A 24,848-nucleotide genomic window follows, 5' to 3' on the forward strand; every position below is an offset into this window, starting at 1 on the left:
CCATAAAGAGAAACCAAGATTTACAAGACAGTCGAGGCGAGTGAACAAACGAGTGAAGGCGCGTACTATCGTACGTAACTGAATGAGAGCGGAGCTCAACAAAGAATGTCGCAGTAAATATTGATTTATATAGGTCAAGTTATTAAGAGCGTAAGGTGGATGCCTTGGCGCCAGGAGCCGATGAAGGACGTGGTAAGCTGCGATAAGCTTCGGGGAGGTGCAAGCAACCTTCGATCCGAAGATTTCCGAATGAGGAAACTCATACAGGGTAATGCCTGTATATCTCTGCATGAATACATAGTGCAGTGAGGGGAACCCGGAGAACTGAAACATCTAAGTACCCGGAGGAAAAGAAAGAAAACTCGATTCCCTAAGTAGCGGCGAGCGAAAGGGGAACAGCCTAAACCTGATCGGTTTTCCGGTCAGGGGTTTTGGACACCATCATGGAATAGAGGTATCATAGTAGAAGAGCTTTGGAAAGAGCCGCCGCAGAGGGTAACAGCCCCGTAAACGAAATGAGAAGACTTCCAGGTGTATCCAGAGTACCACGAGACACGTGAAACCTTGTGGGAAGATAGGGGGACCACCCCCTAAGGCTAAATACTACCTGGCGACCGATAGAGAATAGTACCGTGAGGGAAAGGTGAAAAGAACCCCGGGAGGGGAGTGAAATAGAACCTGAAACCTTATGCTTACAAGCTGTAGGAGCACGTTAATGTGTGACTGCGTACTTTTTGTAGAACGGGCCAACGAGTTGCGGTATTGAGCAAGGTTAAGGACTTCTGGTCCGAAGCCGTAGCGAAAGCGAGTCTTAACAGGGCGAAAGTTCAATGCTGCAGACCCGAAACCAGGCGACCTATCCATGGTCAGGTTGAAGTTTCCTTAATCGGAAATGGAGGACCGAACCCACGCACGTTGAAAAGTGCGGGGATGAACTGTGGATAGCGGTGAAATTCCAATCGAGCCTGGAGATAGCTGGTTCTCTCCGAAATAGCTTTAGGGCTAGCGTCGAGGTTAAGATTGCGGGAGGTAGAGCACTGAATGTCCTAGGGGCCCTTTGGGTTACCGAAGACTATCAAACTCCGAATGCCCGTACATCATACTCGGCAGTCAGACTATGGGTGATAAGGTCCATGGTCAAGAGGGTAACAGCCCAGACCGTCAGCTAAGGTCCCAAAATATATGTTAAGTGGAAAAGGATGTGGGATTGCACAGACAACCAGGATGTTGGCTTAGAAGCAGCCACTCATTTAAAGAGTGCGTAATAGCTCACTGGTCGAGTGGTCCCGCGCCGAAAATTACCGGGGCTCAAACATATTACCGAAGCTACGGATTCTCCGTAAGGAGAGTGGTAGGAGAGCGTCGTATACAGGCTGAAGCTGTACCGTAAGGAGCAGTGGACAGTATACGAGTGAGAATGTTGGCATGAGTAGCGAGATGGGGGTGAGAATCCCCCAGGCCGAAAACCCAAGGTTTCCTGAGGAAGGTTCGTCCTCTCAGGGTTAGTCGGGGCCTAAGCCGAGGCCGAAAGGCGTAGGTGATGGACAACGGGTGTAGATTCCCGTACCACCAAAGATCGTTTGAGCAATGGGGTGACACAGAAGGATAGCAGAAGCGCGCTGTTGGTTATGCGCGTCCAAGCGTCAAGGCAGTACCTGCAGGCAAATCCACAGGTACAATGCCAAGGCGTGACGGGGAGTGAAATTAAGTAACGAAGTCTGCGATTTCACGCTGTCAGGAAAAGCCTCTAGTTAGATCAAGGTGCCCGTACCGCAAACCGACACAGGTGGGTGAGGAGAGAATCCTAAGGCCAGCGAGAGAACTGTTGTTAAGGAACTCGGCAAAATTACCCCGTAACTTCGGGAGAAGGGGTGCCTGAGAAATCAGGCCGCAGAGAATAGGCCCAAGCGACTGTTTACCAAAAACATAGGTCTCTGCAAAACCGCAAGGTGAAGTATAGGGGCTGACGCCTGCCCGGTGCTGGAAGGTTAAGGGGATCTGTCAGAGCAATCGAAGCAGTGAACTTAAGCCCCAGTAAACGGCGGCCGTAACTATAACGGTCCTAAGGTAGCGAAATTCCTTGTCGGGTAAGTTCCGACCCGCACGAAAGGCGTAACGATTTGGGCACTGTCTCAACAACAGACTCGGTGAAATTGTAGTCCCGGTGAAGATGCCGGGTACCTGCGACAGGACGGAAAGACCCCATGGAGCTTTACTGTAGCTTAGCATTGAATTTAGGCAATACATGTACAGGATAGGTGGGAGGCTAAGAAGATGGGACGTCAGTCTCGTTGGAGCCGCCGTTGGGATACCACCCTTGTATTGTTTGAGTTCTAACCACGACGAGTGAATCCTCGTCTGGGACACTGCTTGGCGGGCAGTTTGACTGGGGCGGTCGCCTCCTAAAGAGTAACGGAGGCGCCCAAAGGTTCCCTCAGCACGGTCGGAAATCGTGCGAAGAGTGTAAAGGCAAAAGGGAGCTTGACTGCAAGACATACAGGTCGAGCAGGGACGAAAGTCGGGCTTAGTGATCCGGTGGTACCGAGTGGAAGGGCCATCGCTCAACGGATAAAAGCTACCCTGGGGATAACAGGCTGATCTCCCCCAAGAGTCCACATCGACGGGGAGGTTTGGCACCTCGATGTCGGCTCATCACATCCTGGGGCTGTAGTAGGTCCCAAGGGTTGGGCTGTTCGCCCATTAAAGTGGTACGCGAGCTGGGTTCAGAACGTCGTGAGACAGTTCGGTCCCTATCCGTCGCAGGCGTAGGAAATTTGAGAGGAGCTGACCTTAGTACGAGAGGACCGGGTTGGACGCACCTCTGGTGCACCAGTTGTCACGCCAGTGGCACAGCTGGATAGCTATGTGCGGAATGGATAAGTGCTGAAGGCATCTAAGCACGAAGCCACCCTTAAGATAAGATTTCCCATCCGTAAGGAGTAAGATCCCATGAAGACTACGTGGTTGATAGGCTCAAGGTGTAAGTGCAGTAATGTATGTAGCTTATGAGTACTAATAGATCGAGGACTTGACCAAAATTTACCTGGAAGAAAAAAGAAGCGAAGCTTAGATTGGCATGCAGTTTTGATGGTACATCCATCCAAATTAATATGGTTGCAATAGAGTAGGAGATACACCTGTTCCCATTCCGAACACAGAAGTTAAGCCCTGCATCGCTGATAATACTTGGAGGGCAGCCTCCTGGGAAAGTAGGACGTAGCCAATTTTTTGTTCCGAAGTAGCTCAAAGGCGGAGCACTCGACTGTTAATCGATAGGTTGTGGGTTCGAATCCCACCTTCGGAGCCAAAAAACATGCCGGAGTGGCGGAACAGGCAGACGCACAGGACTTAAAATCCTGCGATTAGAGATAATCGTACCGGTTCGACCCCGGTCTTCGGCACCATATTTCAACAAAAAACTTAATAATTCATAATATCGCGGGGTGGAGCAGTTGGTAGCTCGTCGGGCTCATAATCCGAAGGTCGTAGGTTCGAATCCTGCCCCCGCAACCAAAAAAATTTCTTTCCAGTAAGGCCCCTTGGTCAAGCGGTCAAGACACCGCCCTTTCACGGCGGTAACAGGGGTTCGATTCCCCTAGGGGTCACCAATATGGGATCATAGCTCAGCTGGGAGAGCACCTGCCTTACAAGCAGGGGGTCACAGGTTCGAGCCCTGTTGGTCCCACCATATATATGCGGTCCGGTAGTTCAGATGGTTAGAATGCCAGCCTGTCACGCTGGAGGTCGAGGGTTCGAGCCCCTTCCGGATCGCCATTATATAAATGAATAAAAAAGAGTTTAATATGCTGGCATGGCTCAACGGTAGAGCAGCTGACTTGTAATCAGCAGGTTGTAGGTTCGATTCCTATTGCCAGCTCCATATTAAATGCGGTTGTGGCGGAATTGGCAGACGCACCAGACTTAGGATCTGGCGCCCAGTGCGTGGGGGTTCAAGTCCCTCCAACCGCACCACTACGCGGAAGTGGCTCAGTGGTAGAGCATCGCCTTGCCAAGGCGAGGGTCGCGGGTTCGAATCCCGTCTTCCGCTCCAAAAATGCGGTAGCATAATATATCATATCATGTGTTTGTAGCTCAGTCGGATAGAGCACCGGCCTTCTAAGCCGGGTGTCGGGGGTTCGAATCCCTCCAGACACACCATTAAGTTGGGGATTCGCCAAGTCGGTAAGGCACCAGGTTTTGATCCTGGCATTCGTAGGTTCGAGTCCTGCATCCCCAGCCAGGACCCATTAGCTCAGTCGGCAGAGCACCTGACTTTTAATCAGGGTGTCCCGCGTTCGAGTCGCGGATGGGTCACCATTTTATATTTCAGTAACATCCGGAGAGGTGTCCGAGCGGTTTAAGGAGCTGGTCTTGAAAATCAGTGACTCAGTAATGGGCCGTGGGTTCGAATCCCACCCTCTCCGCCAAAACTGCCCAGATAGCTCAGTCGGTAGAGCAGAGGACTGAAAATCCTCGTGTCGCTGGTTCGATTCCGGCTCTGGGCACCATCTGAAATACAGAAAAACAAAATATACAAATCCTATTATGGCGGCATAGCTCAGTTGGCTAGAGCGTTCGGTTCATACCCGAAAGGTCACAGGTTCGAATCCTGTTGCCGCTACCATGTGGGGGCCTTTAGCTCAGTTGGTTAGAGCGCCCGGCTCATAACCGGTAGGTCCGGAGTTCGAGTCTCTGAAGGCCCACCATCCTTTCAAAAGGATGACATAGCAAAAAATGATAATCGAGGTGTAGCGCAGTTTGGTAGCGCACGTGGTTTGGGACCATGGGGCCGGGAGTTCGAGTCTCTCCACCTCGACCATTTTCATTTTGATTGATCAATGGTGGGTATAGCTCAGTCGGTTAGAGCGCCAGATTGTGGCTCTGGAGGCCGTGGGTTCGAATCCCATTACTCACCCCACTAAATCAGAATATCAGTAATATGGCGACATAGCCAAGTGGTAAGGCAGAGGACTGCAACTCCTTCATCTCCAGTTCAAATCTGGATGTCGCCTCCATATTAAAATGCGGTTGTGGCGGAATTGGCAGACGCACCAGACTTAGGATCTGGCGCCCAGTGCGTGGGGGTTCAAGTCCCTCCAACCGCACCATTAATTAAAATTGACCTTTAGAGGTCAATTTTTGTATGAACCTATATTTAAGATATGTGCCCATAGCTCAGCTGGATAGAGTGTTTGGCTACGAACCAAAAGGTCGGGGGTTCGAATCCCTCTGGGCACACCATTCGCATCAATCTCGCAAGGACTTGCCTCGAGGTTGGTGCTTTTATCAAAATATTGTATAATCTGATTTAATTAAGCTTGACAATATATGATTCAGATAATATAATCTTAACATGTACAATAAAAATGCCATGAAGAGGCCAGTAGGGAAATTATTATCTAAAAGAGATTGAAAGTCGTCGGCTGAGAGCTTTCATTAGAAAAATGTTTTCTGAAACCTACCTTGGAGCAGTAACTGATACTTACCGTAAGTCTGCGTTAAAGACATCAAGTGGATACATTTATCATGTATCAATTTGGGTGGTACCACGGAGAATATGCCTTCGTCCCTTTTGTCGGACGGAGGCTTTTTTATTTGCATTTTTAACTGCATAATAATATTTTTTAATATAAGGAGGAAACAAAAGTGGCAGAAAAGAAACAAGAATTTGTAAAAGAGATTACAAGCATGGATGAAGATTTTGCACAGTGGTATACGGATATAGTGCTTAAGGCAGAGCTTGCAGACTATGCGCCGGTTAAAGGGGCTATGATAATAAGGCCATACGGTTATGCTATATGGGAAAATATAGTTGAATGGGAAGACAGAAAATTCAAGGAGACAGGACACAAGCCTGCTTACTTCCCGCTGCTGATTCCTGAGCATCTGCTTCAGGTAGAGGTGGATCACTTTGAAGGTTTTGCACCAGAGGTTCTATGGGTAACTCACAATGGAGACAATGAACTCCCTGAAAGACTTTTTGTTAGACCTACATCAGAGACGATAATATGTCCGATGTTCTCAAAATGGATAAAATCATACAGAGACCTTCCATTCCTTATGTATCAGTGGAACAGCGTTGTAAGATGGGAAAAGACTACAAGACCTTTCCTTAGAACATCTGAGTTCCTTTGGCATGAAGGCCATACTGTACATGCTGATGAGGCGGATACAGACAGAGAGTGCCTGATGATACTTGAGCTGTACAGAGAGTTTGTAGAAGAGCATATGGCAATTCCACTTAAATTAGGGGTAAAGACGGAGCAGGAGAAATTTGCAGGTGCCCTTAGGACATATACCATAGAAGCAATGATGAGAGACGGAAAATCGCTTCAGGCGGGAACTTCACACAACCTTGGACAGCACTTTACAAAGATGTTCGACATAAAGTTCCTTGACAGAGATGGAAAGCACAAGTATGCATGGACATCATCATGGGCTACTACGACAAGACTTATAGGTGCAATGGTTATGGTACACAGTGATAACAGGGGACTTGTAGTTCCTCCAAGAATAGCTCCAATTCAGGTAGTTATAGTTCCAGTTGCAGCTAACAAGGCAGGCGTTCTTGAAAAGGCTCAGGAGCTTAGTGACAGGCTGAAGTCGCAATTCAAGGTTGAGCTTGACGATGATACGTCAAAAACACCTGGATATAAGTTCAATGAGTGGGAAATGAAGGGTGTTCCTGTAAGAATCGAGATTGGACCTAAGGATATAGAGAAGAATCAGGTAACTATCTTTAGAAGAGATACTTGTGAGAAGTCTACGCTTTCAATGGATAATCTTGAAAATGACCTTAAGGGTCTGTTAGAGAACATCCAGAGCAGTCTTTTCGAAAGAGCTTCACAGTTCAGAGATGAGAAGACATGGACTGTAAACAGCTATGATGAGCTCAAGGAGTCATTTGAGGACAAGACGGGCTATGCTTATGCAATGCTTTGTGATGATCCTGCATGTGAAGAGAAGATAAAGGATGAGACTGGAATAAGCACAAGATGTATGCCATTTGACAAGGTAGACCTTGGATACAACAAGTGTATAGTTTGTGGAAAAGAGACAGACAGAATGCTTATAATGGGCAAATCATACTAAAATATAAATAAAATGTATAATAAAAAAGACTGCAATATGCAGTCTTTTTTGTGGTTATTTAAAGGCTGGATATTAGTACCATCCTCTTAGTTTCATAGCAACCTGAATTCTCTTGATACTCATCATGTAAGCAGCAGTTCTCATGTCAACCTTGAATTCATCCATAAGTTTCCAGATGTCATCAAATGCTTTGTACATTAGGCCTTCCTGCTTATTTTGAACATCTTCGAATGTCCAGCTGAATCTCTGAAGGTTCTGAACCCACTCGAAGTAAGAAACAGTAACTCCACCAGCATTTGCAAGTATGTCTGGAACAAGAAGTACGTTGTTCTCAGCAAGTATAGCATCAGCTTCTGGAGTAGTTGGTCCGTTAGCTCCCTCACAAACAACTTTAGCTTTTATGCTTCCAGCGTTTGCAGAAGTGATCTGATTCTCAAGTGCACATGGGATAAGTGCATCAAGCTCAAGAGCGAAGAATTCTTCTTTAGTGATTTCTGTTCCGTAGTTGTCGTTTTTGATTGGTTTTACTGGATCCTTGAACATTCTTTCGATGTCGATTCCGTCTTCATTGTATACTGTGCAGAATATATCTGATATAGCAACAACTTTTGCTCCAAGTCTGTGAGCGTAAAGAGCAGTGTAGCTTCCAACGTTTCCGAATCCCTGGATAGCAACTCTTGCTCCCTTGAAGTCGATGTTAAGCTTCTCAACAGCAGCTTTTGCCATAAGAGCAACACCGTATCCAGTAGCTTCAGTTCTTGCAAGTGATCCACCGAACTCAACTGGCTTTCCAGTGAATACGCCTGGAGCATATTCTCCAGTTACTTTCTCGTACTCGTCAACCATCCAAGCCATTATCTGTCCGTTAGTGTTAACGTCTGGTGCAGGTATATCTACTTTTTCTCCTATGAATGGAGCGATTGCTGCAGCGAATCCTCTTGAGATTCTCTCAAGCTCAGCTTTAGAGAAGTCTTTAGGATCGATAGCTATTCCACCTTTTCCTCCGCCGTAAGGTACTCCTGTAACTGAACACTTGAATGTCATCCATGTAGAAAGAGCCTTAACTTCGTCAAGAGTAACTCCTGGATGGAATCTTATTCCGCCCTTGTAAGGACCACACGCGTTGTTGTGCTGAGATCTGTAACCTGTTATTGTTTTAACTGAACCATCATCCATCTTAACTGGGAATGATACTTCTACAACTCTCTGTGGAGTTTTTAAAATCTCATAAACTGCTGGTTCTGCGCCTAATTTGTCACAAGCATTTTTTACCTGTCTTTGTGCAATTTCAAATGGATTAAGCGATTCTTGTACATTTTTTACTTCCATCTTTAACACACTCCTCTTAATTATTAGTAGTTTTTTTAATATGTATCTACTTAGAATACATTTACCAACTATATTATAGATTATATGCAAAAAGAATTCAACCCCTATAAATCCAAATTTTAACCGACATTAACAATCTGTAAAATTCAGATAATAAAGAATATTTATTTAACAAAGATATGGCATATTTCGAAAAAAAATAGATATTATGATATTTACATCGAGGACAAACTTTGTTATAATCAGAGTGTAAATCAAACATAGTAAACAAGGAGGTAAGTGGTATGGCATATGTAATAGGAGACGCTTGTATAAGCTGTGGAGCATGTGAAGCTGAATGTCCAGTTGGAGCAATTTCTGCAGGAGATGGAATCTATGTTGTAAATGCAGATTCTTGTATAGACTGTGGAGCATGTGCTGGAGTATGTCCAGTAGACGCACCAAAGCCAGAATAATACTTATTATAAAAATGAAAGAGATTTTGAAATTTCAAGATCTCTTTTTTTTGCGAAAATAATCTGTTCTGCAAATTAATGCATTATAACGCAGCAACTTCATTTATATTGACAAACACGGCTCAATAAAGTAGAATTAATTAAATATAACTTATTAACAATCAGCTCTTTTAACTTAGTACAGAGAGACTAACAAGGAGGAAATATGAGGCACTTAACTGAAATAAGTGATTTTTCTGTTGAAGAAATCTCACAGCTTATTAGCGTATCCAGAGACATAATGACCACTCCGCAATCATACATTGATGCGATGAGGGGCAAGGTGATGGCTACGCTTTTTTATGAACCATCAACAAGAACGAAATTCAGCTTTGAAGCAGCAATGCAGAGGCTTGGCGGGTCAGTGATTGGCTTTGCAGGAGCAGAAAACACATCTGCAGCAAAGGGTGAGACACTCAGCGACACAGTAAGGATGGTTTCTGCATATGCAGATCTTATAGTGATGAGGCATTATATCGCAGGGGCTCCAATGCAGTCAGCAAAAATATCCGAGGTTCCTGTCATAAACGCAGGAGACGGCGGGAATCAGCATCCAACGCAGACTCTCGCGGATCTTGTTACCATAAGCAGAGAGATGGGAAGGCTCGACAATCTCAAAATTGCAGTAGCTGGAGATCTCAAGTACGGAAGGACCGTACATTCTTTGGTAAAAGCCATGGTAAGATACCCTGGAAACAAATTCTATTTTGTATCGCCAGAGGAACTTAAAATGCCAGATTATGTAAAAGAACTGCTTTCAGAGAGCCAGTACGAGGAAGTTCAGAGCCTTGAGGATGTTCTTGGAGATTCAGATGTCCTTTACATGACGAGGATACAAAAAGAAAGATTTGAAGATGTCAGAGAATACGACAGACTCAATGGAACATATATACTCGACGCAGAAAAAATGAAGAGTGCTTCAGAGAATATGATAGTAATGCATCCGCTACCAAGATTAAATGAAATAACAGAGGAAGTGGACAGCGATCCGAGAGCAAAATACTTTCAGCAGGCGAAATACGGTATGTATGCAAGAATGGCACTTATACTCATGCTTGAAGACATGAAGAAAAGAGGGCATCATGATACTAATTAAAAACGCTGTGCTGACAGATGAACATATAGAAATGAAAGAGGACATCCTTATAGAAGGAAAGCTCATAAAACATATAGGAAAAGACAAAATCGAGAGCTTTATTAAAAATGGAGATAAAGCTGACATGAAAGTGATCGATGCACAGGGCAGATACCTGCTGCCATCCTTTACGGACATGCATTTCCATCTAAGAAATCCGGGACTTGAATATAAGCAGACATACAGGGAAGCAAATGACGCCTGCCTTAGGGGAGGCTACACAAGGGTAGTGGCAATGGCAAATACAGTGCCTGTGGCAGACTGCTCAGAGGTTATCCAAACAGTGGCTGACAGCATGAGAGATCTCCCGCTTGAGGTAATCCAGATAGCTTCGGTTACAAAGAGACTTCAGGGAAAAGAACTCGTGGATTTCAAAGAGCTCATGAAATACACAGACATTTTCTCAGATGATGGCAAGAATGTGGATAATCCCGAGATCCTCAGAGAGGCTCTTAAAAAATCCGCGGAGCTTGGATTCACGATACTTGATCACGACGAGCCTGAGACCGAGATGGTGAGAAGAAACCTCCAGATACTGAGAGAGACCGGAGGGAATCTTCATTTCTGCCATATAAGCAGAAAAGAGTCGATGCAGCTAATAATAAAGGCAAAGGAAGAAGGCCTTAAAGTGACTGTTGAAGTTACGCCCCACCATCTATTCAGCCATAGCCTTGACTACAGGGTCAATCCGCCGATTGCATCAGAGGAAGACGTGAAATTCCTGATAGAAAGCATTAAGAAGGGGCATGTAGATGTCATCGGGACAGATCATGCGCCTCATACAGAAGCAGACAAGGCAAACGGAGCGCCTGGAATAATAAATATAGAAACTGCATACGCAATGATAAGAAAGGTTTTCAGGGAAAATGCCATATCCATGAAGACTCTTGCAAAGCTCATGTCCAATAATCCTTCGTTCATGACGGGAACGGACAGCCATATAAGAGAAGGCAGTGAGGCAAATCTGGTAATACTAAATGACGAAGACTGGAAAATAGACAGCACGAAATTCGTCACAAGAAGCAGAAACACGCCGTATGATGGCTGGGAAGTAGTGGGAAAGGTAGAATACACGATAGTAAAAGGAGAGATTGTTTATGATAATGCAGGAGCTTAGGAACAGAGCGATAGAGGCAAGCCCTCTTTGTGTGGGAATAGATCTGAGACCGGATCATGTGCCGGCGGAAATAAGAAACTCGATAAAAGAGACAGATGAGCAGTATGTGCAGTATGCAAGGGAGATAATTGCTGCATCAGGAGAGTATGCTTCATGCTTCAAGGTCCAGATTGCGTGCTATGAATCAGAAGGACTTTCAGGATTAAGAGCATACAGCGAGATATTGAAGATGATAAGATCAAATGGGCATATAGCGATAGCAGACATAAAACGCGGAGATATAGGCTCCACAGCTGAAATGTATGCAAAGGGTCATTTTGAAGGAGATTTTGAAGCAGACATCCTTACCCTCAATGCATATATGGGCGAAGATGCTGTAAAGCCTTATGCAAAATATTTCAGGGAAAAAAACAAAGGCGCATTCATACTTGCAAAAACTTCAAATCCAGGCTCAAGAAACTTCCAGGACCTTAAGATTGAAGAGGACCCTCTGTATTCAAGGGTGCTTGACAAGATACATGAGTGGGGAAAAGAAGAGGAGCCTGAGGCTGAGTTCCCTTCGTTTGGCGCAGTAGTAGGAGTCAACAACCTCAATGAGCTCGATATAATCAGGCAGAAAACAAGAGACATATTCCTTCTTATTCCGGGATATGGAGCGCAAGGCGCAAAGATAGAAGACATCGCCAGCATAGTAAGCGAGAGAAAAAACGGCGTGGTAAACGTTTCAAGAGGATATACGGCAAATCTTCCAGAACATGGAGATTTCAGAAAAGAGCTTGTAAAAAGAGCACAGGATCTGGCAAAGGAGCTTAGAGTATGTTTCAGGTAAGAGAGCAGGAGATAATATTCAATGAGAAGATAGCAGGAGACATTTATCTGATGAAGATTTCCGGAAGCTATGAGGTAAAGGAAGGACAGTTCTTCATGCTCAAGGCAGAAGGCAGGGACATGACGCTTTTCAGGCCGATAAGCATATTTGACTGTGACAGCTATGGTGTGAGCTTTCTATATTCGGTGAGAGGAAAGGGGACAGAGATCTTTTCTAAAATGAAGGAATCAGACATCATGCTGCTCCACGGGCCTTACGGAAATGGATTTCCAAAGCCTGAGGGAAAGATTGCCATGGTAGCGGGAGGAATCGGAATGGCTCCGCTTTACCTCACAGCAAGGAGAAACCCTGGCAGCGACCTCTATATAGGAATAAGAGAAAATCTATACAGCCAGGAGGAGCTTCAGCTTCTGGAAGGGCTTTTTGAGGGCTGCAGCGTGAAGTTCAGGATTGGCGGACTGATAACTGAAATAATAGATTTTGATAAATACGACAGCGTCTTTACCTGTGGGCCTGAGGTTATGATGAAGGCAGTGAGCGAGCTTCACCCGGATGTGTATGTTTCTCTCGAGAAGCATATGGGATGCGGACTTGGAGCCTGCCTTTCATGCTCATGCAAGGTCGGAGGGAAGATGGTAAAGGTATGCAAGGATGGTCCGGTTTTCAAAGGAACTGAGGTGAATTTCTAATGAGACAGACAGTATTTGGAAAGGATTTTAAGAATCCTGTGATAGGAGCATCCGGGACATTTGGATTTGGCAGAGAGTATGATCAGTTTTATGACATATCGATCCTGGGTGGAGTTTCTTCAAAGGGTCTCACTATAAATCCGAAAGACGGGAACACCGGGATAAGGATAACCGAGACTCCGAGCGGGATAATGAACTCGATAGGCCTGGAAAATCCTGGAATAAGAGCATTTCTTGACACAGAGCTGGAATTCATGAAAAGCAGGGATATAGTGGTGCTTGCAAACGTGGGCGGATCAGACCTTGAAAGCTACAAAGAAGCAGTATCAATGATAGATGATCACTCAAAGAAAACAGGCGGAGTAGACATAATAGAGCTGAACATATCCTGCCCCAATGTTAAACAGGGAGGAATGGCTTTTGGGATAAATGCATGCGATGCAGAGTTCATAACAGGAGAAATAAGAAAGCTGACTGACCTTCCTCTTGTGGTAAAGCTGTCACCAAATGCAAACAATCTTGTAGAGGTTGCAAAGGCTGTGGAATCAGCAGGCGCCGACGGGCTTTCGCTTGTAAATACATTCAATGCGCTCGATATAGACATAAAATCGAAAAAAGCCACATTTGACAACATATATGCAGGGCTTTCCGGTCCGGCGATAATGCCGATAGCACTAAGGATGACAAGGGATGTATGTAAAAACGTGAAAATCCCGGTTATAGGAATGGGAGGCATCACAACGGCAGAGGATGCCATAAAATTCATAATGGCAGGAGCGACTCTGATACAGTTTGGGACAGCATCATTCATGAATCCTATGGCTGGCCATGACATAGTAAAAGGAATGGAAATATATTTTTCACAGGAAAACTTAAAAATTGAAGAAATAAGAGGTATAATATAATATGATAGAAATATTAAAAGACAGTCAGGCCCTTCTTGAAGGACATTTTTTGCTAACATCGGGAAAGCACTCCAACAGATATGTTCAGTGTGCCAAAGTACTGAGATTTCCTGATAAGGCCGAAGCAATCCTGAGGCCAGTAGCTGAAAAGCTTAAAGAGATGGAAATAGATCTTCTTGTAGGACCGGCAATGGGTGGTATAATAGTAGCATATGAGCTTGGCAGACAGCTCCATAAAGAAGCTATCTTTACAGAGCGAGTGGATGGAAAGATGGAGCTGAGGAGAGGTTTTGAAATAAAGCCGGGCCAGAGAATAGTCATATGCGAGGATGTAGTTACGACAGCCAAATCCTCACTGGAGGTAAAGGCTCTTCTTGAATCGATGGGTGGAGAAGTAATCGCGCTTGCTTCAATCATCGACAGAACCACAGGCAATGTTGATATAGATGTCATCAGCTCCATAAAGCTGGAGATAGAGACATATGATCCTGATGACTGCCCTATGTGCAGGAAGGGTATAGAATATATCAAACCTGGGAGCAGAAACATAAAATAGACCTTGATAAGGCTGTCAAGACTGTAAACAGAAAAGGAAAGAGATATAATGCAAATATTTAATCTACAGAACCTGAACAAATGGCAGGAAGTTCCCAAAATCATATATAAGCCACTGAGCGTTACAGATTCCAGCATCTATTTCGAAAAGATAGTTCTGGGCCTGGAGGATTCCTGGAGCGAAGGAATATGGGAATATGACAAATTCAGCCATGTCATGAACAGGCTTGACAAAGGCCATCATGCTGAGAATGTACAGCTTTACGATTTTGATACGCCTATCAACTATATAAGCAGTAATGTCGAAGGAAGCCTTGATAAACTTTATTTCACGACAATAACTGAAGTAGAGGATGATGACTTCATAGAGTTTTTTGAAATAGACCTTGAATCAAGAATTCAGAGGAATATCCTCAGCTTTACCTTCGACAAGGATGCTTTCTTATACAAAAAAATGGAAATCCTGGCTCCAGGATACATACTTTTCTGGCTCAGTTATGATCTGGAACTTGCAGACAGCGACTTCTTTGACAGCATATATCTGCTTGACGTAAAAGAAAAAAAATATTATGAAATACTCGATGATGCATTCAACATAAACTCTGGGACAAGGATACTCACAGGAGAGACCTTCAAGGAGCAGTATCTCTTCATAGAAGAATATTACCTGAGCGAAGAGGAACAGCTGGAGGTGCTCACATCAGAAGAGGTGGAGCTTGCGTTTGACCTTCCGGGAGATCTCGAGCCTGCTCAGGTACATGTGAATGCCATAAAAGGCATAAAACTTTCGGATTTCATAGACCAGGTAAAAAACGGAGAAAAATATATCGATTTTGATATCATAGATGAATTAGATCAGGAGGGCATTATAAGGCTCATAGGACACTCTGACAAGGCAGTCTACTACCGAAAAGAATATTATGAGTTCATCCTGAGCCAGAAGAATGATTTCATGTCCAGAAGAAAAATCGGGCGCAGCGAGATATACAGAGTTGACATGAATACGCTCGAAAAAAGCTATTTGAAGGATGTTGACAGGGGATCGACTATAATCGTAAACAATGACAGTATTTTTGAAGTCATTGAGTTTAATGACAGGTCAGAACTGCTGGATCTTGAAACTCATGAGACGAGATTTACATTCAAAAAAACTCCATTCAGAGACTGGAAGTATGAGATCGTTGACTTCAAGAACAATGAATTTCTGATTGTCAGTATGTCAAGTCCTACAGAAGAGATTGGAAGGGCCTATCACATTGTGGATGTATCCACGAGAGAAACCGTGATAACCGGCAGTGATATTCTTACCGTTGATAACTACATTTTTGTTATTTGACAAAACTTTAACCAAATGATAAGATAATCTAAAAGGAGAGAAATATATGATAAAAGTTGAGATATGCACTGGGTCGAGATGTATGATGGAAGGTGCATCTACTATTTTTGATATTCTTGAAGACCTTTCTGAGGAAATCACGGAGAGACATCCTGAAATAAAGATTGAAATCGAAAATTCAAAATGCAGGCAATACTGCAAAAAAGATCCAGGGCTTGTTCCTGTGGTAGAAATCAATGGAGAAGTAGTCTTCAATGCATCCACACAGGTAGTCATGGAAAAGGTAATGGATCTCGTAAAGCTTGAAATTCAATAAAACAGCATAAACTATTTAAAAATTATAATACAAACAAGGGGACCGGCTATGAAAGGTATATTCAGTGACATTATAAATTACAGAAGGAAGGTATTTGCAGAAGTCGCAGATTTTGCATATGGCGACAAGGACCTGAGCGAGCTTCCAAAATCGGTGTTCAACATAATACCAGGAGAAGAAGCAAGATTCAGGACAGACGTATTCAAAGAGAGAGCCATAGTAGGTGAGAGGATTAGGCTTGCCATGGGACTTGATATAAGAGATGCGGCTACATTTGGACTTATCAGCGATGGAATAGAAAACGTAGACGTAGACAAAAGAATATACGAACCACCGCTTGTAAATGTAATAACATTTGCATGCGAAGCCTGCCCGACAAAAACATATGAGGTAACCTCCAACTGCAGAAGATGCATTGGTCACCCGTGCCAGAACGTATGTCCGGTAAACGCAATTACTATAAACAAGAAACAGGCAGTGATTGACAGGGATAAATGCATAAAATGCGGGAAATGCAAGGATATATGCCCGTATGGAGCTATAATAAAATATGACAGGCCATGTGCGGAGGCCTGCGGGGTAAATGCAATTGAGAGCGACAGCCTGGGAAGAGCGAAGATAAACTATGACAAGTGCGTATCATGCGGCCAGTGCATGCAGGCATGCCCGTTTGCGGCAATCAGCGACAAATCTCAGATATATCAGCTTGTTAAGGCTATAAAAAATCAGGAAAACATGTATGCCATAGTTGCGCCTGCATTCATCGGACAGTTTGGTCCTATAGCTACGCCTACCCAGATATTTGAAGCAATCAAGATGCTTGGATTCAAAGAGGTGCTCGAAGTAGGACTGGGGGCAGACATAGGCACTATCCATGAAGCCGAAGAGTTCCTTGATGAGGTTCCAAACAAGGTTCCATATATGGGCACTAGCTGCTGCCCGGCATGGCTTAGCATGGTAGAGAAGATGTTCCCTGATCAGGCGAGATATATATCAGATACATCCACTCCTATGATAGCAACGGCTCAGTTCATAAAGAGGCGCGATGAAAAAGCAAAAGTCGTGTTCATCGGCCCATGCATCGCAAAAAAACTGGAGGCTCTTGGAGAGAAAGTCCACAAATACGTAGACTTCGTAATTACCTTTGAGGAGCTGATGGGACTGTTTGTTTCGAGAGGTATAGAGGTATCAGAGCTTGAGGTAGATTACAGGATACAGGATGCATCGACTCTTGGAAGAGGATTTGCCTCTGCCGGAGGAGTTGCGAAGGCAGTCAGAAAAGTGGCTGAGGAGATGGACCCGAGCAGAGTTGTACAGGTAGAAAACGCAAACGGACTTCATGAATGCGTAAAGCTCATGAAGCTGGCAAAAGCAGGAAAGAAAAATGGGATGCTTCTTGAGGGAATGGCATGTCCAGGTGGATGCATAGGCGGACCTGGAACCATAATCTCCATACAGAGAGCACAGAAGGCACTCAACGAATTCTGCGCAGAAGCCGAAGTGGCGACGCCTACACAGAACAGCAGGATAAAGTAGTTAAAATAAAGCATAAAATCAGAAATGAAGAGAATAATGCAAATTATTCTCTTTTGTGATTGGAAAAGAGTAAAACATGAATCTGTACCAGATAGATAAATTAAGAAAAGCATATGGCGATAAAGTCATTTTTGACGATGTATCGCTTTCGATAGAGCATGATGACAAGATAGGGATAATAGGAGTGAATGGCGCCGGAAAGACCACGCTTCTCAATGTTATAACCGGCAAAGACTCGCCAGACAACATAGAGGTCATAAAATCAGGAAAAATAAGGATGGAATACCTTCCTCAGAATCCGGACATATCAGAGGAGCTCACGGTCATAGAGCAGATATTCAGGAGCGAATCGCCTGTAGTCAAGCTCGTAGGAGAATACGAGGAAATACTTTCAAGGCTTGAGCAGAATCCTGATGATGCAGCTCTGCAGAATGAGATGAGCGACATAACTCAGAAAATGGATACCCAGGATGCCTGGGGGCTTGAAAGTGAGGCTAAAAAGATACTTACGAAGCTCAAGATAACAGATTTCGACAAAAAAATGAAAGAACTCTCGGGAGGACAGAGAAAAAGAGTAGCAATGGCAGGCGCTCTCATAAGGCCTTCGGACATCCTCATACTCGATGAGCCGACCAACCACATAGATAATGATACGATCGACTTTCTCGAAGACCACCTGAAGAGCATGAAGACAGCTATTCTCATGGTAACCCACGACAGGTACTTCCTGGACAGGGTTACGAACACAATAGTTGAGCTCGAAGGCGGAAAGCTGTACAAGCACAGAGGAAATTATTCGAAATATCTTGAAATAAAGCAGCAGAGGACCAGCGATCTTGCAAGGATAGAGGAGAAAAAACACAGACTGTATAAAAAAGAGCTCGAGTGGATAAGAAAAGGCGTAGAGGCAAGGCGTACCAAGCAGAAAGCCAGAAAAGACCGCTTTGAGGAGCTTGAAAACAACCTGGACAATTCTGTCAGGGAGGAGCTTGATATAGATGTTGCGTCCACAAGACTTGGAAGCAAGATAATAGAGGCGTATGACCTGTGCATGTCCTATCCGGGAAAAGAGCTTTTCAGAGATTTCACATATACCGTGAACCGCAGTGACCGTATAGGCATAACCGGAAGAAACGGGATGGGCAAGACAACCCTGCTCAATATCCTTGCGGGAAGGCAGAATCCGGCATCAGGCAATGTCGAATTTGGAGATACCGTAAAGATAGGTTACTATACCCAGGAAAGCCTGGATATGGACACAGAGCTTAGAGCCATAGAATATATTAGAGAGACCGCAGAATATATAACTAAAAAAGACGGAAGCAAGATTTCCGCATCTCAGATGATGGAGAACTTCCTTTTTGATTCAACCTCTCAGCATACATTCATAAGAAACCTTTCGGGAGGAGAAAGAAGGAGGCTGTATCTTCTCAAGATACTTATGGATTCTCCGAATGTGCTTTTTCTGGATGAGCCTACAAATGATCTGGACATCGAGACACTTTCGGTTCTGGAGGAGTATCTAAGCTATTTTGACGGTCCAGTGATCACAGTATCGCATGACAGATATTTCCTTGACAAGGTATGCAACAGGATATTTTCATTTGAAGATGACGGACAGATCTTATATACGATAGGAAACTACCAGGACTATCAGCAGCGAAAAAAAGAGTTCCAGTCTCAGGGCGCATTTTCTCAGCAGGCCAAAAATCCTGATGACAACAGCTCAGGCAGCGCTGATGAAGAAAAGAATCCCAAAGCGAGGAAGGTGAGGCTTTCATATAATGAGCAGAGAGAATATGATGCTCTTCCGGGTGAGATAGAGCTTCTTGATAAAAAACTTGAAGGCATGCACGATCAGATAAGTAAAGGCGGCAGCGACTTCGCAAAGCTTCAGAGCCTCATGAATGAACAGGAAACCCTCGAAATGGAGCTGCTCGAAAAAATGGAAAGGCTGGAGCAACTTGAAAAAATATTTGAAACAAGCCAAAACGGGTATAAATAAAAAAGTAAATGATCAGCTGTATGAGAAATCAGGAAAGGGTGAAAAAATGAAGAGAATAGCAGCACTCACAACCATGACATGCCTTCTGTTGTCAACAGGAATGATATATGCACAAACTCCGGGAAATGCAGCGGCAGTTTCTCCGCAACCTCCGGCAATAGATGCATCCCAAGTGGATTCACAGGCTTCAGCATCCCAGGGAAAAGAAGTATCAGGAGAAAAGCTCACCGGAATACTAACGGATATAAAGAAGCGATTTGTAATCGATGACAAGGGAGCTTCATTCAGATATTCTGTTAACTATGAGTCAGGCATAAATATGTATAATTTTTCGTGGGAGAGCCAGGAAACAAGTACCTATATGAAATACGGAGAAGATGGAAATGTCTACTGGTATTACAGATATGCCAAAGAGAGCGCCCAGCCATCATATCAGGTGAAGATAAAGAGCCTTCCCGAGTATGACAGGTCAGAAGCAAAGGTTATTGCAGAAAACTTTCTGCTAAAGGCACTTCCAAAGCAGAGCAGGGATTTCAGGATAAAGCAAGGAACCGGTAACCTTAGCTCAGACATGTACAGCTTCGAGTTTGAATACTTCCGCAATTCAATTCCGGCAGAAGGAATATCGGCTACCGTGATGGTAAATTCCATTACAGGTGATATATCAAACTTTTCCACATCGCTTAACAACTCAATTTCCTATGAATCATATGAAGGAGCACTCACTCCGCAAAGCGCAGAAAAAGCTTACAGGAGCGAGCTTGGCGTAAAGCTTGTATATCAGTCAGAATATGATTATGAAAAGAACGTATTCAAAAGGACGAAGCTTCTTTACGTACCTGCATATGGAAATGAATATGTAATAGACGCAAAAACAGGAAAACGAATAAATCTTTACAGAGACTTCTACAACATGCAGTATGCAGGAAGAGGAGAGGGTGAAGCTGCAAAGGACAGCGCTCCGATGATCCAGCTCACAGAACAGGAAATTGCAGAAATTCAGGCAAAGACAAAGCTTTCCAGTCTGAGCCAGGCGAAGGCGAAGATAGCAGGATATCGCCTGGAATCGCTTGAAAAAGATATGGCGGTTACAAGCGCGCAGCTTTATGAGTCAAAGATGAATACAAAGAGCGGCTATATATGGTCAGTCAATTATGCATCTCCTGATGACAGGAAGAGCCTCAGCGTACAGCTTGATGCAGGAAGCCTTGAAATTATAGGCTTCAGCTCATACGGATACGGCTACATCGAGAGCCAGATAAGCCAGGCTCAGATTGATAGCGCAAGGGTAAAAGCTGCTGAAGCATTAAAGCTATATTCATCCACATCACAGGGATCGCTAAAGCTTGACGAGATATATCTTAATGAGCAGCTCGGAAGCCGAAGCCAGTATGTAAGCGTAAGATATGTAAGAGAAGAAAATGCAGTGGAATTCCCTGAAAACTACATTCACATTGTATATGATACGGCAAGTCAGAAGATAACATCATATTACATGAACTGGTACGACATAGAGCTTCCAAAGCCTGAAAAAACAGTATCCCCGGATATGATCTATGATAAGATATTCAAAGAAAACAAGATAGAGCTCAAATACAGGATAATATATGCCAGCTCTTCAAAAATAGATGGAAAGCTAATATATGAAATCAATCAGGATGATTACATGAAACCGCTGGTATTCGATGCGCTCACAGGAGAGAGAATAGTTACGGTAAATGACGCTGATACGGCAATAGAAGAATACAGAGACATATCTCAGAGCAGGTATCAGGATGAGGTAAAGACTCTGATGCTTCTGGGAATAGGATTTAAGGGAGGAGAACTAAAGCCTTCTGCAGCGATAAGGCACGACGAGTTCCTGTATCTCATAGCCCAGACATTTGAGTATACTCCAGTGCCGCTTTACAGCATGGACAGGCTTTCTGATTCGCAGATAGCAGGCATAGAGCAGCAGCTTGTCTCAAGAGGCGTAATAGACAAGGATGAAAAGCTTCAGAGCAGAATCATTTCGCATCAGGAAGCGGTAAAATACCTTATAAGGGCGCTGGGATATGAAAAGCTCGCAGTCCACACAGAAATATTCAAGCTGAATCTTGCTGATGCAGAAAAAGTAACAGAAAAATTCTATGGATATGTTGCAATTGGCGACGCACTTGATATAATAGTAAAAGATGCACAGAATAGATTCCTTCCTTCATCAAATACGACAAGGGATCAGGCTTTAAAGATGATATTCAATTATTTAAGATAAAAGAGGAGGATTAAATATGAAAACGAGAGAGATTTCTAAAATCTTAAAGTCAAGGATTCCTGTAGAGGAAAAGAGAGAAATTCTTGAAAAGGCAATAAATAAGAAATCAAAGGCAAAGAAGGCCGCAGGCATAGCTACGGTTGCACTTATAGCGACAGGAGTTACAAAGATAGTAGCAGACAAGATAAAAGAGCGTAAGATAATCAAAGAAATAGAAGAACAGGAAGAAGCAGAGTTCTGGGAAGATTATTATGATGATTTCGAAAACGTTCCGGTTGATCAGGAAACTGACGATGAAGACTACAGAGAAGACTACGAGGAAGCACAGGACGAAGAAGAAAAGCTTTAGACGATAGTATATGCTGCCTGCAATTAAGCGGGCAGCTTTTACTGTGAAAATATAAAAAACTGGAGAAAAAGTCATGATAAAAAGAGAAGTTCAGCTACTTAACAAAACTGGTCTGCACGCAAGGCCGGCATCTGAATTTGTAAAGAGAGCGGCGGCATTTAAATCGAGCATATTCATTGAATTCAACGATATGACCATAAATGCAAAGAGCATAGTAGGCCTGCTTTCAGCGGGAATAGGATATGAGAGCAGGATAATTATAGCTGCGGACGGTCCGGATGAAGAGGCAGCGGTAGATACGCTTGCATCGCTGGTTGAATCGAAATTTGGAGAATAGCTGATCGGGATATACTGATATGCAAAAAAACGCCTCAAAAAAGGCAATATAAAAAAATAAGGGTAATTTATCGACTCCGAGTCCGGATGCAGATAAATACCCTTTTTTTATTGTCATCTCTATATAATTACTTGCGTGTGAATTTTTATCAGATTATATGCGTATCTGAAATATGGATTTTATTTGCTCATATAACTTTTTATATAAGCCTTTACAGCATTAGATTTGGATATTACATTATTGGCATAGGCAGTGGTGTAGTTTCCACGGCTTACATTTCCTGAACCTGCGTTATAGGCAGTAAGTCCCATAACGGTGTTTTTGTATTTACTGATCTGCCCTTTAAGAAGACGCGATGCCACGTCAGCATTTCTGTATGGATCAAGAAGATCCTTTACAGAAAATCCGAATCCGGCTCCTGTATTCTTGCTCACCTGCATTATTCCATAGCAGGAAGAGTTTCTTGCGCTTGCAGTGAAGTAACTTTCTTTCCACATTATAGCCAATATGATGTTGATATCAAAATTATTCTTGTTGCTGGCATAGATTGCCGCGTCTGCTGCTTTTGAAGCGGCAGCATCGCTAAGTCTGTTATTCTTCGATTTGATGAATGAAATAACAGCGGATCTTAATTTTATTTTTTCTTGTTCAGCTGCAGACTTGACTTCTTTTACGACAGCGGTCTCTGCATTGACCGATTCAACATTAGTGTTGTTATCTGGGGATTCTGTATTTATATCTTCTTCATCTGTACTTTCGTTTTCAATCTGAGTCGCTATAAATCCTCCGTTGGCATCTGAGCCGGTGTTATTGACGAGTGTCTCGTCAGCATATGCAAGAGTTGATGACAGGAATATAGTTTGAACAAGCATAAAAATAAAAAGATTTAATTTCTTCATATTTTATTTTCTCTCCTTTTCCTTCATATCACTTTCCAATTTAGTATTTTTCTTAATCCACGAAATCAATTATAACAAAATAGTTACAAAAAAACAAGCTTTTCGGCCAAAAAGTTACAAAAGGGTAACAAATTCAAATAAACAGTTGATTAATTTTCAGACTATATCGAAAACTTGCTATATTTTTAATCCCAAACGGTATCAATATTTACACAATGATTGACAATTTATAAACACAATATTTAGCTGAATCGGAAAAATGAAATTTTTTTTCATAAAAAAACTCCTCTGATGACATTTTTTATGCCATTAGAGGAGTTTTTGAATAGAATCGTGGTGGTATCTGAGATATTTTACAATCAGTAAATCAGGTATTTTTTTCGCTCTTCTTTAAATTCGTTTAATTCATCCTGATAGCTTTCAATTATTTTCTCCGCGCTCCATTTATTTTTAAGAGCATTTCCGAACCTGCTGCCTCCCCATATCTTTTCAAACATTGGGATAACGCCATTCTGCTCTGACGGTATATTGAGTGTCTTCATGGAGTTTGCTGCAGTCAGTATATATATGGATGTCTGTACAGGGTTGTATCTGTGGAAGTTTGTTATGTTGATCCTTACACCTCCGCGGCTTCCTCTTGTTTCAGGGGAAAATGTGACCCCGCTGAGGCCGCTTGAATTCAGGCTGTTAGCAAGCGCAAGGGAGTCTATTCCTGCAGAGCCGACCCATTTGAAATAGTCATCCTGACCTACGCTGGTGCCTTCGCCCATTCCGGTTGCGATATAGCAGAAGGCTGAATAGATGTCAGGTATCTTTGGTGAGGTTGCTACGAATTTAAGGCCTGTATCCTGCCATACCATGCTTCTTTTGTAATTTTTCATAGGTATTACTGTGATATCGGCACCGATCTTTCTGTTAAAGAACCCGGCCAGTTCTCCGGCGGTCATTCCGTGAGCAAGAGGAAGATTGTCAACTCCTACAAATGTGAGATACTTGTCCTGCGCCACATATCCATCTACAGTATTTCCTCCAATAGGATTTGGCCTGTCGAGTATTATTACAGGCTTTCCATATTTTTTTCCGGCCCTCATCACATAATTCAGCGTAGACATATAGGTATATGTACGCGAGCCTATGTCCTGCATATCAAATATCATAACATCTACATTTTCCATCATCGCTTTCGAAGGCTCTCTTGTTTCGCCATAGAGGCTGTAGACAGGCAGGTTGAGAGTCTTGTCTGTATATGAAGCTACATATTTTCCGGCAAGGGTCTTTCCGTCAAGTCCGTGTTCCGGTGAATATATCGCCGTGAGTTCAGCCTCATTATAATTGTAAAGCTTGTCTACGGTCTTTACCATGGCAGAATCCACTCCGGTCTGGTTTGTAACTAGTCCCAGCCTCTTTCCTTTTATGAGATGCGAATACTCCGTGAGCAGCCTTTCGTTTCCAAGGATTACCTTTCCTGAATCAGAGGCATCCGGCTCGTTTTCCCGGCCTTCCACATATGATGATATGAATCTGTCGAGATTGCTGAAGGCACTTTGCATTGGAGTCAGCGCTGAGGCAACTGAAGTACTTATCACCATAATGAAGATAAACAAAGCGGTAATTTTTTTCATTAGCTAAAATCCTTTCTTTAACAGTCGTTATATGAATTGATACTTGAGT

At 43.4% G+C, this 24,848-nt stretch carries 18 protein-coding genes, 21 tRNA genes, 2 rRNA genes and 1 other annotated feature; of the genes, 38 read left to right on the plus strand and 3 right to left on the minus strand.

Features of this window, described 5'->3' with window-relative positions; genetic code table 11:
* Positions 1 to 132 precede the first annotated feature (132 nt).
* From AC4PGZ_RS02095 to proS, 24 genes are all read left to right on the plus strand, one after another.
* A 23S ribosomal RNA gene (locus AC4PGZ_RS02095) occupies positions 133 to 3,036 on the plus strand.
* A gap of 73 nt (positions 3,037 to 3,109) precedes the next feature.
* Positions 3,110 to 3,226 (plus strand): 5S ribosomal RNA (rrf, locus tag AC4PGZ_RS02100).
* A gap of 6 nt (positions 3,227 to 3,232) precedes the next feature.
* A tRNA-Asn gene (locus AC4PGZ_RS02105) sits at positions 3,233 to 3,307 on the plus strand.
* Positions 3,308 to 3,315: 8 nt separating this feature from the next.
* A tRNA-Leu gene (locus tag AC4PGZ_RS02110) sits at positions 3,316 to 3,404 on the plus strand.
* A 33-nt stretch (positions 3,405 to 3,437) separates the two neighbouring features.
* Positions 3,438 to 3,513, plus strand: a tRNA-Met gene (locus tag AC4PGZ_RS02115).
* A gap of 20 nt (positions 3,514 to 3,533) precedes the next feature.
* Positions 3,534 to 3,608 (plus strand) — tRNA-Glu (locus AC4PGZ_RS02120).
* Positions 3,609 to 3,612: 4 nt separating this feature from the next.
* Positions 3,613 to 3,688 (plus strand) — tRNA-Val (locus AC4PGZ_RS02125).
* A gap of 9 nt (positions 3,689 to 3,697) precedes the next feature.
* Positions 3,698 to 3,774 (plus strand) — tRNA-Asp (locus tag AC4PGZ_RS02130).
* A 31-nt stretch (positions 3,775 to 3,805) separates the two neighbouring features.
* A tRNA-Thr gene (locus AC4PGZ_RS02135) sits at positions 3,806 to 3,880 on the plus strand.
* An 8-nt stretch (positions 3,881 to 3,888) separates the two neighbouring features.
* Positions 3,889 to 3,972 (plus strand) — tRNA-Leu (locus AC4PGZ_RS02140).
* A 4-nt stretch (positions 3,973 to 3,976) separates the two neighbouring features.
* Positions 3,977 to 4,051, plus strand: a tRNA-Gly gene (locus AC4PGZ_RS02145).
* A gap of 30 nt (positions 4,052 to 4,081) precedes the next feature.
* Positions 4,082 to 4,158, plus strand: a tRNA-Arg gene (locus tag AC4PGZ_RS02150).
* A 6-nt stretch (positions 4,159 to 4,164) separates the two neighbouring features.
* Positions 4,165 to 4,240: transfer RNA gene (locus AC4PGZ_RS02155), tRNA-Gln, on the plus strand.
* 1 nt (position 4,241) lies between these two features.
* Positions 4,242 to 4,317 (plus strand) — tRNA-Lys (locus tag AC4PGZ_RS02160).
* Between the two features lie 21 nt (positions 4,318 to 4,338).
* Positions 4,339 to 4,427 (plus strand) — tRNA-Ser (locus tag AC4PGZ_RS02165).
* A 5-nt stretch (positions 4,428 to 4,432) separates the two neighbouring features.
* Positions 4,433 to 4,508, plus strand: a tRNA-Phe gene (locus AC4PGZ_RS02170).
* A gap of 39 nt (positions 4,509 to 4,547) precedes the next feature.
* Positions 4,548 to 4,624: transfer RNA gene (locus AC4PGZ_RS02175), tRNA-Met, on the plus strand.
* A 5-nt stretch (positions 4,625 to 4,629) separates the two neighbouring features.
* Positions 4,630 to 4,706, plus strand: a tRNA-Ile gene (locus AC4PGZ_RS02180).
* 36 nt (positions 4,707 to 4,742) lie between these two features.
* A tRNA-Pro gene (locus AC4PGZ_RS02185) sits at positions 4,743 to 4,819 on the plus strand.
* A 22-nt stretch (positions 4,820 to 4,841) separates the two neighbouring features.
* A tRNA-His gene (locus AC4PGZ_RS02190) sits at positions 4,842 to 4,918 on the plus strand.
* 23 nt (positions 4,919 to 4,941) lie between these two features.
* A tRNA-Cys gene (locus tag AC4PGZ_RS02195) sits at positions 4,942 to 5,015 on the plus strand.
* Positions 5,016 to 5,024: 9 nt separating this feature from the next.
* Positions 5,025 to 5,108 (plus strand) — tRNA-Leu (locus AC4PGZ_RS02200).
* Between the two features lie 56 nt (positions 5,109 to 5,164).
* Positions 5,165 to 5,241 (plus strand) — tRNA-Arg (locus AC4PGZ_RS02205).
* A 121-nt stretch (positions 5,242 to 5,362) separates the two neighbouring features.
* Positions 5,363 to 5,574 (plus strand) — a binding site (T-box leader).
* A 72-nt stretch (positions 5,575 to 5,646) separates the two neighbouring features.
* The gene (proS, locus tag AC4PGZ_RS02210) at positions 5,647 to 7,092 is read left to right on the plus strand and encodes a proline--tRNA ligase (protein WP_492159413.1); all 1,446 of its coding nucleotides are present in this window, start codon (positions 5,647 to 5,649) and stop codon (positions 7,090 to 7,092) included.
* Between the two features lie 72 nt (positions 7,093 to 7,164).
* Here proS and AC4PGZ_RS02215 read toward each other — a convergent pair whose 3' ends face one another.
* A complete protein-coding gene (locus tag AC4PGZ_RS02215) occupies positions 7,165 to 8,421 on the minus strand; it encodes a Glu/Leu/Phe/Val family dehydrogenase (protein ID WP_492159414.1) in 1,257 nt (418 codons plus the stop codon).
* Positions 8,422 to 8,705: 284 nt separating this feature from the next.
* Here AC4PGZ_RS02215 and fdxA point away from each other — a divergent pair, with 284 nt between their 5' ends.
* From fdxA to AC4PGZ_RS02285, 14 genes are all read left to right on the plus strand, one after another.
* Entirely contained in the window at positions 8,706 to 8,876 is a 171-nt protein-coding gene (gene fdxA / locus AC4PGZ_RS02220; RefSeq protein ID WP_492159415.1) for a 4Fe-4S ferredoxin, read from the plus strand.
* A 205-nt stretch (positions 8,877 to 9,081) separates the two neighbouring features.
* On the plus strand, positions 9,082 to 10,011 hold the full coding sequence (pyrB, locus tag AC4PGZ_RS02225; RefSeq protein WP_492159416.1) for an aspartate carbamoyltransferase: 930 nt from the start codon (positions 9,082 to 9,084) through the stop codon (positions 10,009 to 10,011).
* Complete coding sequence (locus tag AC4PGZ_RS02230) at positions 9,998 to 11,167, plus strand: dihydroorotase (protein WP_492159417.1); 1,170 nt, start codon at positions 9,998 to 10,000, stop codon at positions 11,165 to 11,167. The genes pyrB and AC4PGZ_RS02230 overlap by 14 nt, the downstream gene beginning before the upstream one ends.
* Positions 11,148 to 11,996, plus strand: coding sequence for an orotidine-5'-phosphate decarboxylase (gene pyrF / locus AC4PGZ_RS02235; protein ID WP_492159418.1), 849 nt, complete (start codon positions 11,148 to 11,150; stop codon positions 11,994 to 11,996). The genes AC4PGZ_RS02230 and pyrF overlap by 20 nt, the downstream gene beginning before the upstream one ends.
* Positions 11,984 to 12,685 carry a dihydroorotate dehydrogenase electron transfer subunit gene (locus AC4PGZ_RS02240; protein ID WP_492159419.1) on the plus strand — a complete coding sequence of 234 codons (702 nt, stop codon included), beginning with the start codon at positions 11,984 to 11,986 and terminating at the stop codon, positions 12,683 to 12,685. Before pyrF ends, AC4PGZ_RS02240 begins: the two co-directional genes overlap by 13 nt.
* Entirely contained in the window at positions 12,685 to 13,590 is a 906-nt protein-coding gene (locus AC4PGZ_RS02245; RefSeq protein WP_492159420.1) for a dihydroorotate dehydrogenase, read from the plus strand. Before AC4PGZ_RS02240 ends, AC4PGZ_RS02245 begins: the two co-directional genes overlap by 1 nt.
* A gap of 1 nt (position 13,591) precedes the next feature.
* Positions 13,592 to 14,146: an orotate phosphoribosyltransferase gene (pyrE, locus tag AC4PGZ_RS02250; RefSeq protein ID WP_492159421.1), complete on the plus strand. Its 555-nt coding sequence runs from the start codon at positions 13,592 to 13,594 to the stop codon at positions 14,144 to 14,146.
* A 48-nt stretch (positions 14,147 to 14,194) separates the two neighbouring features.
* A complete protein-coding gene (locus AC4PGZ_RS02255; protein WP_492159422.1) occupies positions 14,195 to 15,481 on the plus strand; it encodes a hypothetical protein in 1,287 nt (428 codons plus the stop codon).
* Between the two features lie 46 nt (positions 15,482 to 15,527).
* Positions 15,528 to 15,797, plus strand: a complete 270-nt coding sequence (locus AC4PGZ_RS02260; RefSeq protein WP_492159423.1) for a (2Fe-2S) ferredoxin domain-containing protein — start codon at positions 15,528 to 15,530, stop codon at positions 15,795 to 15,797.
* Positions 15,798 to 15,845: 48 nt separating this feature from the next.
* Entirely contained in the window at positions 15,846 to 17,333 is a 1,488-nt protein-coding gene (locus tag AC4PGZ_RS02265) for a 4Fe-4S dicluster domain-containing protein (RefSeq protein WP_492159424.1), read from the plus strand.
* A gap of 76 nt (positions 17,334 to 17,409) precedes the next feature.
* Positions 17,410 to 19,338, plus strand: coding sequence for an ABC-F family ATP-binding cassette domain-containing protein (locus AC4PGZ_RS02270; protein WP_492159425.1), 1,929 nt, complete (start codon positions 17,410 to 17,412; stop codon positions 19,336 to 19,338).
* 46 nt (positions 19,339 to 19,384) lie between these two features.
* Complete coding sequence (locus AC4PGZ_RS02275; protein WP_492159426.1) at positions 19,385 to 21,592, plus strand: YcdB/YcdC domain-containing protein; 2,208 nt, start codon at positions 19,385 to 19,387, stop codon at positions 21,590 to 21,592.
* A gap of 16 nt (positions 21,593 to 21,608) precedes the next feature.
* The gene (locus AC4PGZ_RS02280) at positions 21,609 to 21,941 is read left to right on the plus strand and encodes a hypothetical protein (protein WP_492159427.1); all 333 of its coding nucleotides are present in this window, start codon (positions 21,609 to 21,611) and stop codon (positions 21,939 to 21,941) included.
* Positions 21,942 to 22,014: 73 nt separating this feature from the next.
* Positions 22,015 to 22,278 (plus strand): HPr family phosphocarrier protein, encoded by a 264-nt coding sequence (locus tag AC4PGZ_RS02285; protein WP_492159428.1) that lies wholly within the window; start codon positions 22,015 to 22,017, stop codon positions 22,276 to 22,278.
* 179 nt (positions 22,279 to 22,457) lie between these two features.
* Here the strand turns inward: AC4PGZ_RS02285 and AC4PGZ_RS02290 are convergent, their stop codons facing one another.
* Positions 22,458 to 23,177, minus strand: a complete 720-nt coding sequence (locus tag AC4PGZ_RS02290) for a transglycosylase SLT domain-containing protein (protein WP_492159429.1) — start codon at positions 23,175 to 23,177, stop codon at positions 22,458 to 22,460.
* Between the two features lie 359 nt (positions 23,178 to 23,536).
* Positions 23,537 to 24,799, minus strand: coding sequence for a DUF1343 domain-containing protein (locus tag AC4PGZ_RS02295; protein WP_492159430.1), 1,263 nt, complete (start codon positions 24,797 to 24,799; stop codon positions 23,537 to 23,539).
* Positions 24,800 to 24,848: the final 49 nt, after the last annotated feature.

Source organism: Proteocatella sp. QWL-06, assembly GCF_058684135.1.

Excerpts from the sequence above, each read along its gene's own strand:
- AC4PGZ_RS02285 (WP_492159428.1), top strand. The coding sequence starts at position 22,015 with ATGATAAAAAGAGAAGTTCAGCTACTTAACAAAACTGGTCTGCACGCA.
- AC4PGZ_RS02215 (WP_492159414.1), bottom strand. The coding sequence starts at position 8,421 with ATGGAAGTAAAAAATGTACAAGAATCGCTTAATCCATTTGAAATTGCA.
- pyrB (WP_492159416.1), top strand. The coding sequence starts at position 9,082 with ATGAGGCACTTAACTGAAATAAGTGATTTTTCTGTTGAAGAAATCTCA.
- AC4PGZ_RS02295 (WP_492159430.1), bottom strand. The coding sequence starts at position 24,799 with ATGAAAAAAATTACCGCTTTGTTTATCTTCATTATGGTGATAAGTACT.
- AC4PGZ_RS02230 (WP_492159417.1), top strand. The coding sequence starts at position 9,998 with ATGATACTAATTAAAAACGCTGTGCTGACAGATGAACATATAGAAATG.
- AC4PGZ_RS02265 (WP_492159424.1), top strand. The coding sequence starts at position 15,846 with ATGAAAGGTATATTCAGTGACATTATAAATTACAGAAGGAAGGTATTT.
- pyrF (WP_492159418.1), top strand. The coding sequence starts at position 11,148 with ATGATAATGCAGGAGCTTAGGAACAGAGCGATAGAGGCAAGCCCTCTT.
- AC4PGZ_RS02255 (WP_492159422.1), top strand. The coding sequence starts at position 14,195 with ATGCAAATATTTAATCTACAGAACCTGAACAAATGGCAGGAAGTTCCC.
- AC4PGZ_RS02245 (WP_492159420.1), top strand. The coding sequence starts at position 12,685 with ATGAGACAGACAGTATTTGGAAAGGATTTTAAGAATCCTGTGATAGGA.
- AC4PGZ_RS02240 (WP_492159419.1), top strand. The coding sequence starts at position 11,984 with ATGTTTCAGGTAAGAGAGCAGGAGATAATATTCAATGAGAAGATAGCA.
- pyrE (WP_492159421.1), top strand. The coding sequence starts at position 13,592 with ATGATAGAAATATTAAAAGACAGTCAGGCCCTTCTTGAAGGACATTTT.
- AC4PGZ_RS02275 (WP_492159426.1), top strand. The coding sequence starts at position 19,385 with ATGAAGAGAATAGCAGCACTCACAACCATGACATGCCTTCTGTTGTCA.
- AC4PGZ_RS02290 (WP_492159429.1), bottom strand. The coding sequence starts at position 23,177 with ATGAAGAAATTAAATCTTTTTATTTTTATGCTTGTTCAAACTATATTC.
- AC4PGZ_RS02260 (WP_492159423.1), top strand. The coding sequence starts at position 15,528 with ATGATAAAAGTTGAGATATGCACTGGGTCGAGATGTATGATGGAAGGT.
- fdxA (WP_492159415.1), top strand. The coding sequence starts at position 8,706 with ATGGCATATGTAATAGGAGACGCTTGTATAAGCTGTGGAGCATGTGAA.
- AC4PGZ_RS02280 (WP_492159427.1), top strand. The coding sequence starts at position 21,609 with ATGAAAACGAGAGAGATTTCTAAAATCTTAAAGTCAAGGATTCCTGTA.
- AC4PGZ_RS02270 (WP_492159425.1), top strand. The coding sequence starts at position 17,410 with ATGAATCTGTACCAGATAGATAAATTAAGAAAAGCATATGGCGATAAA.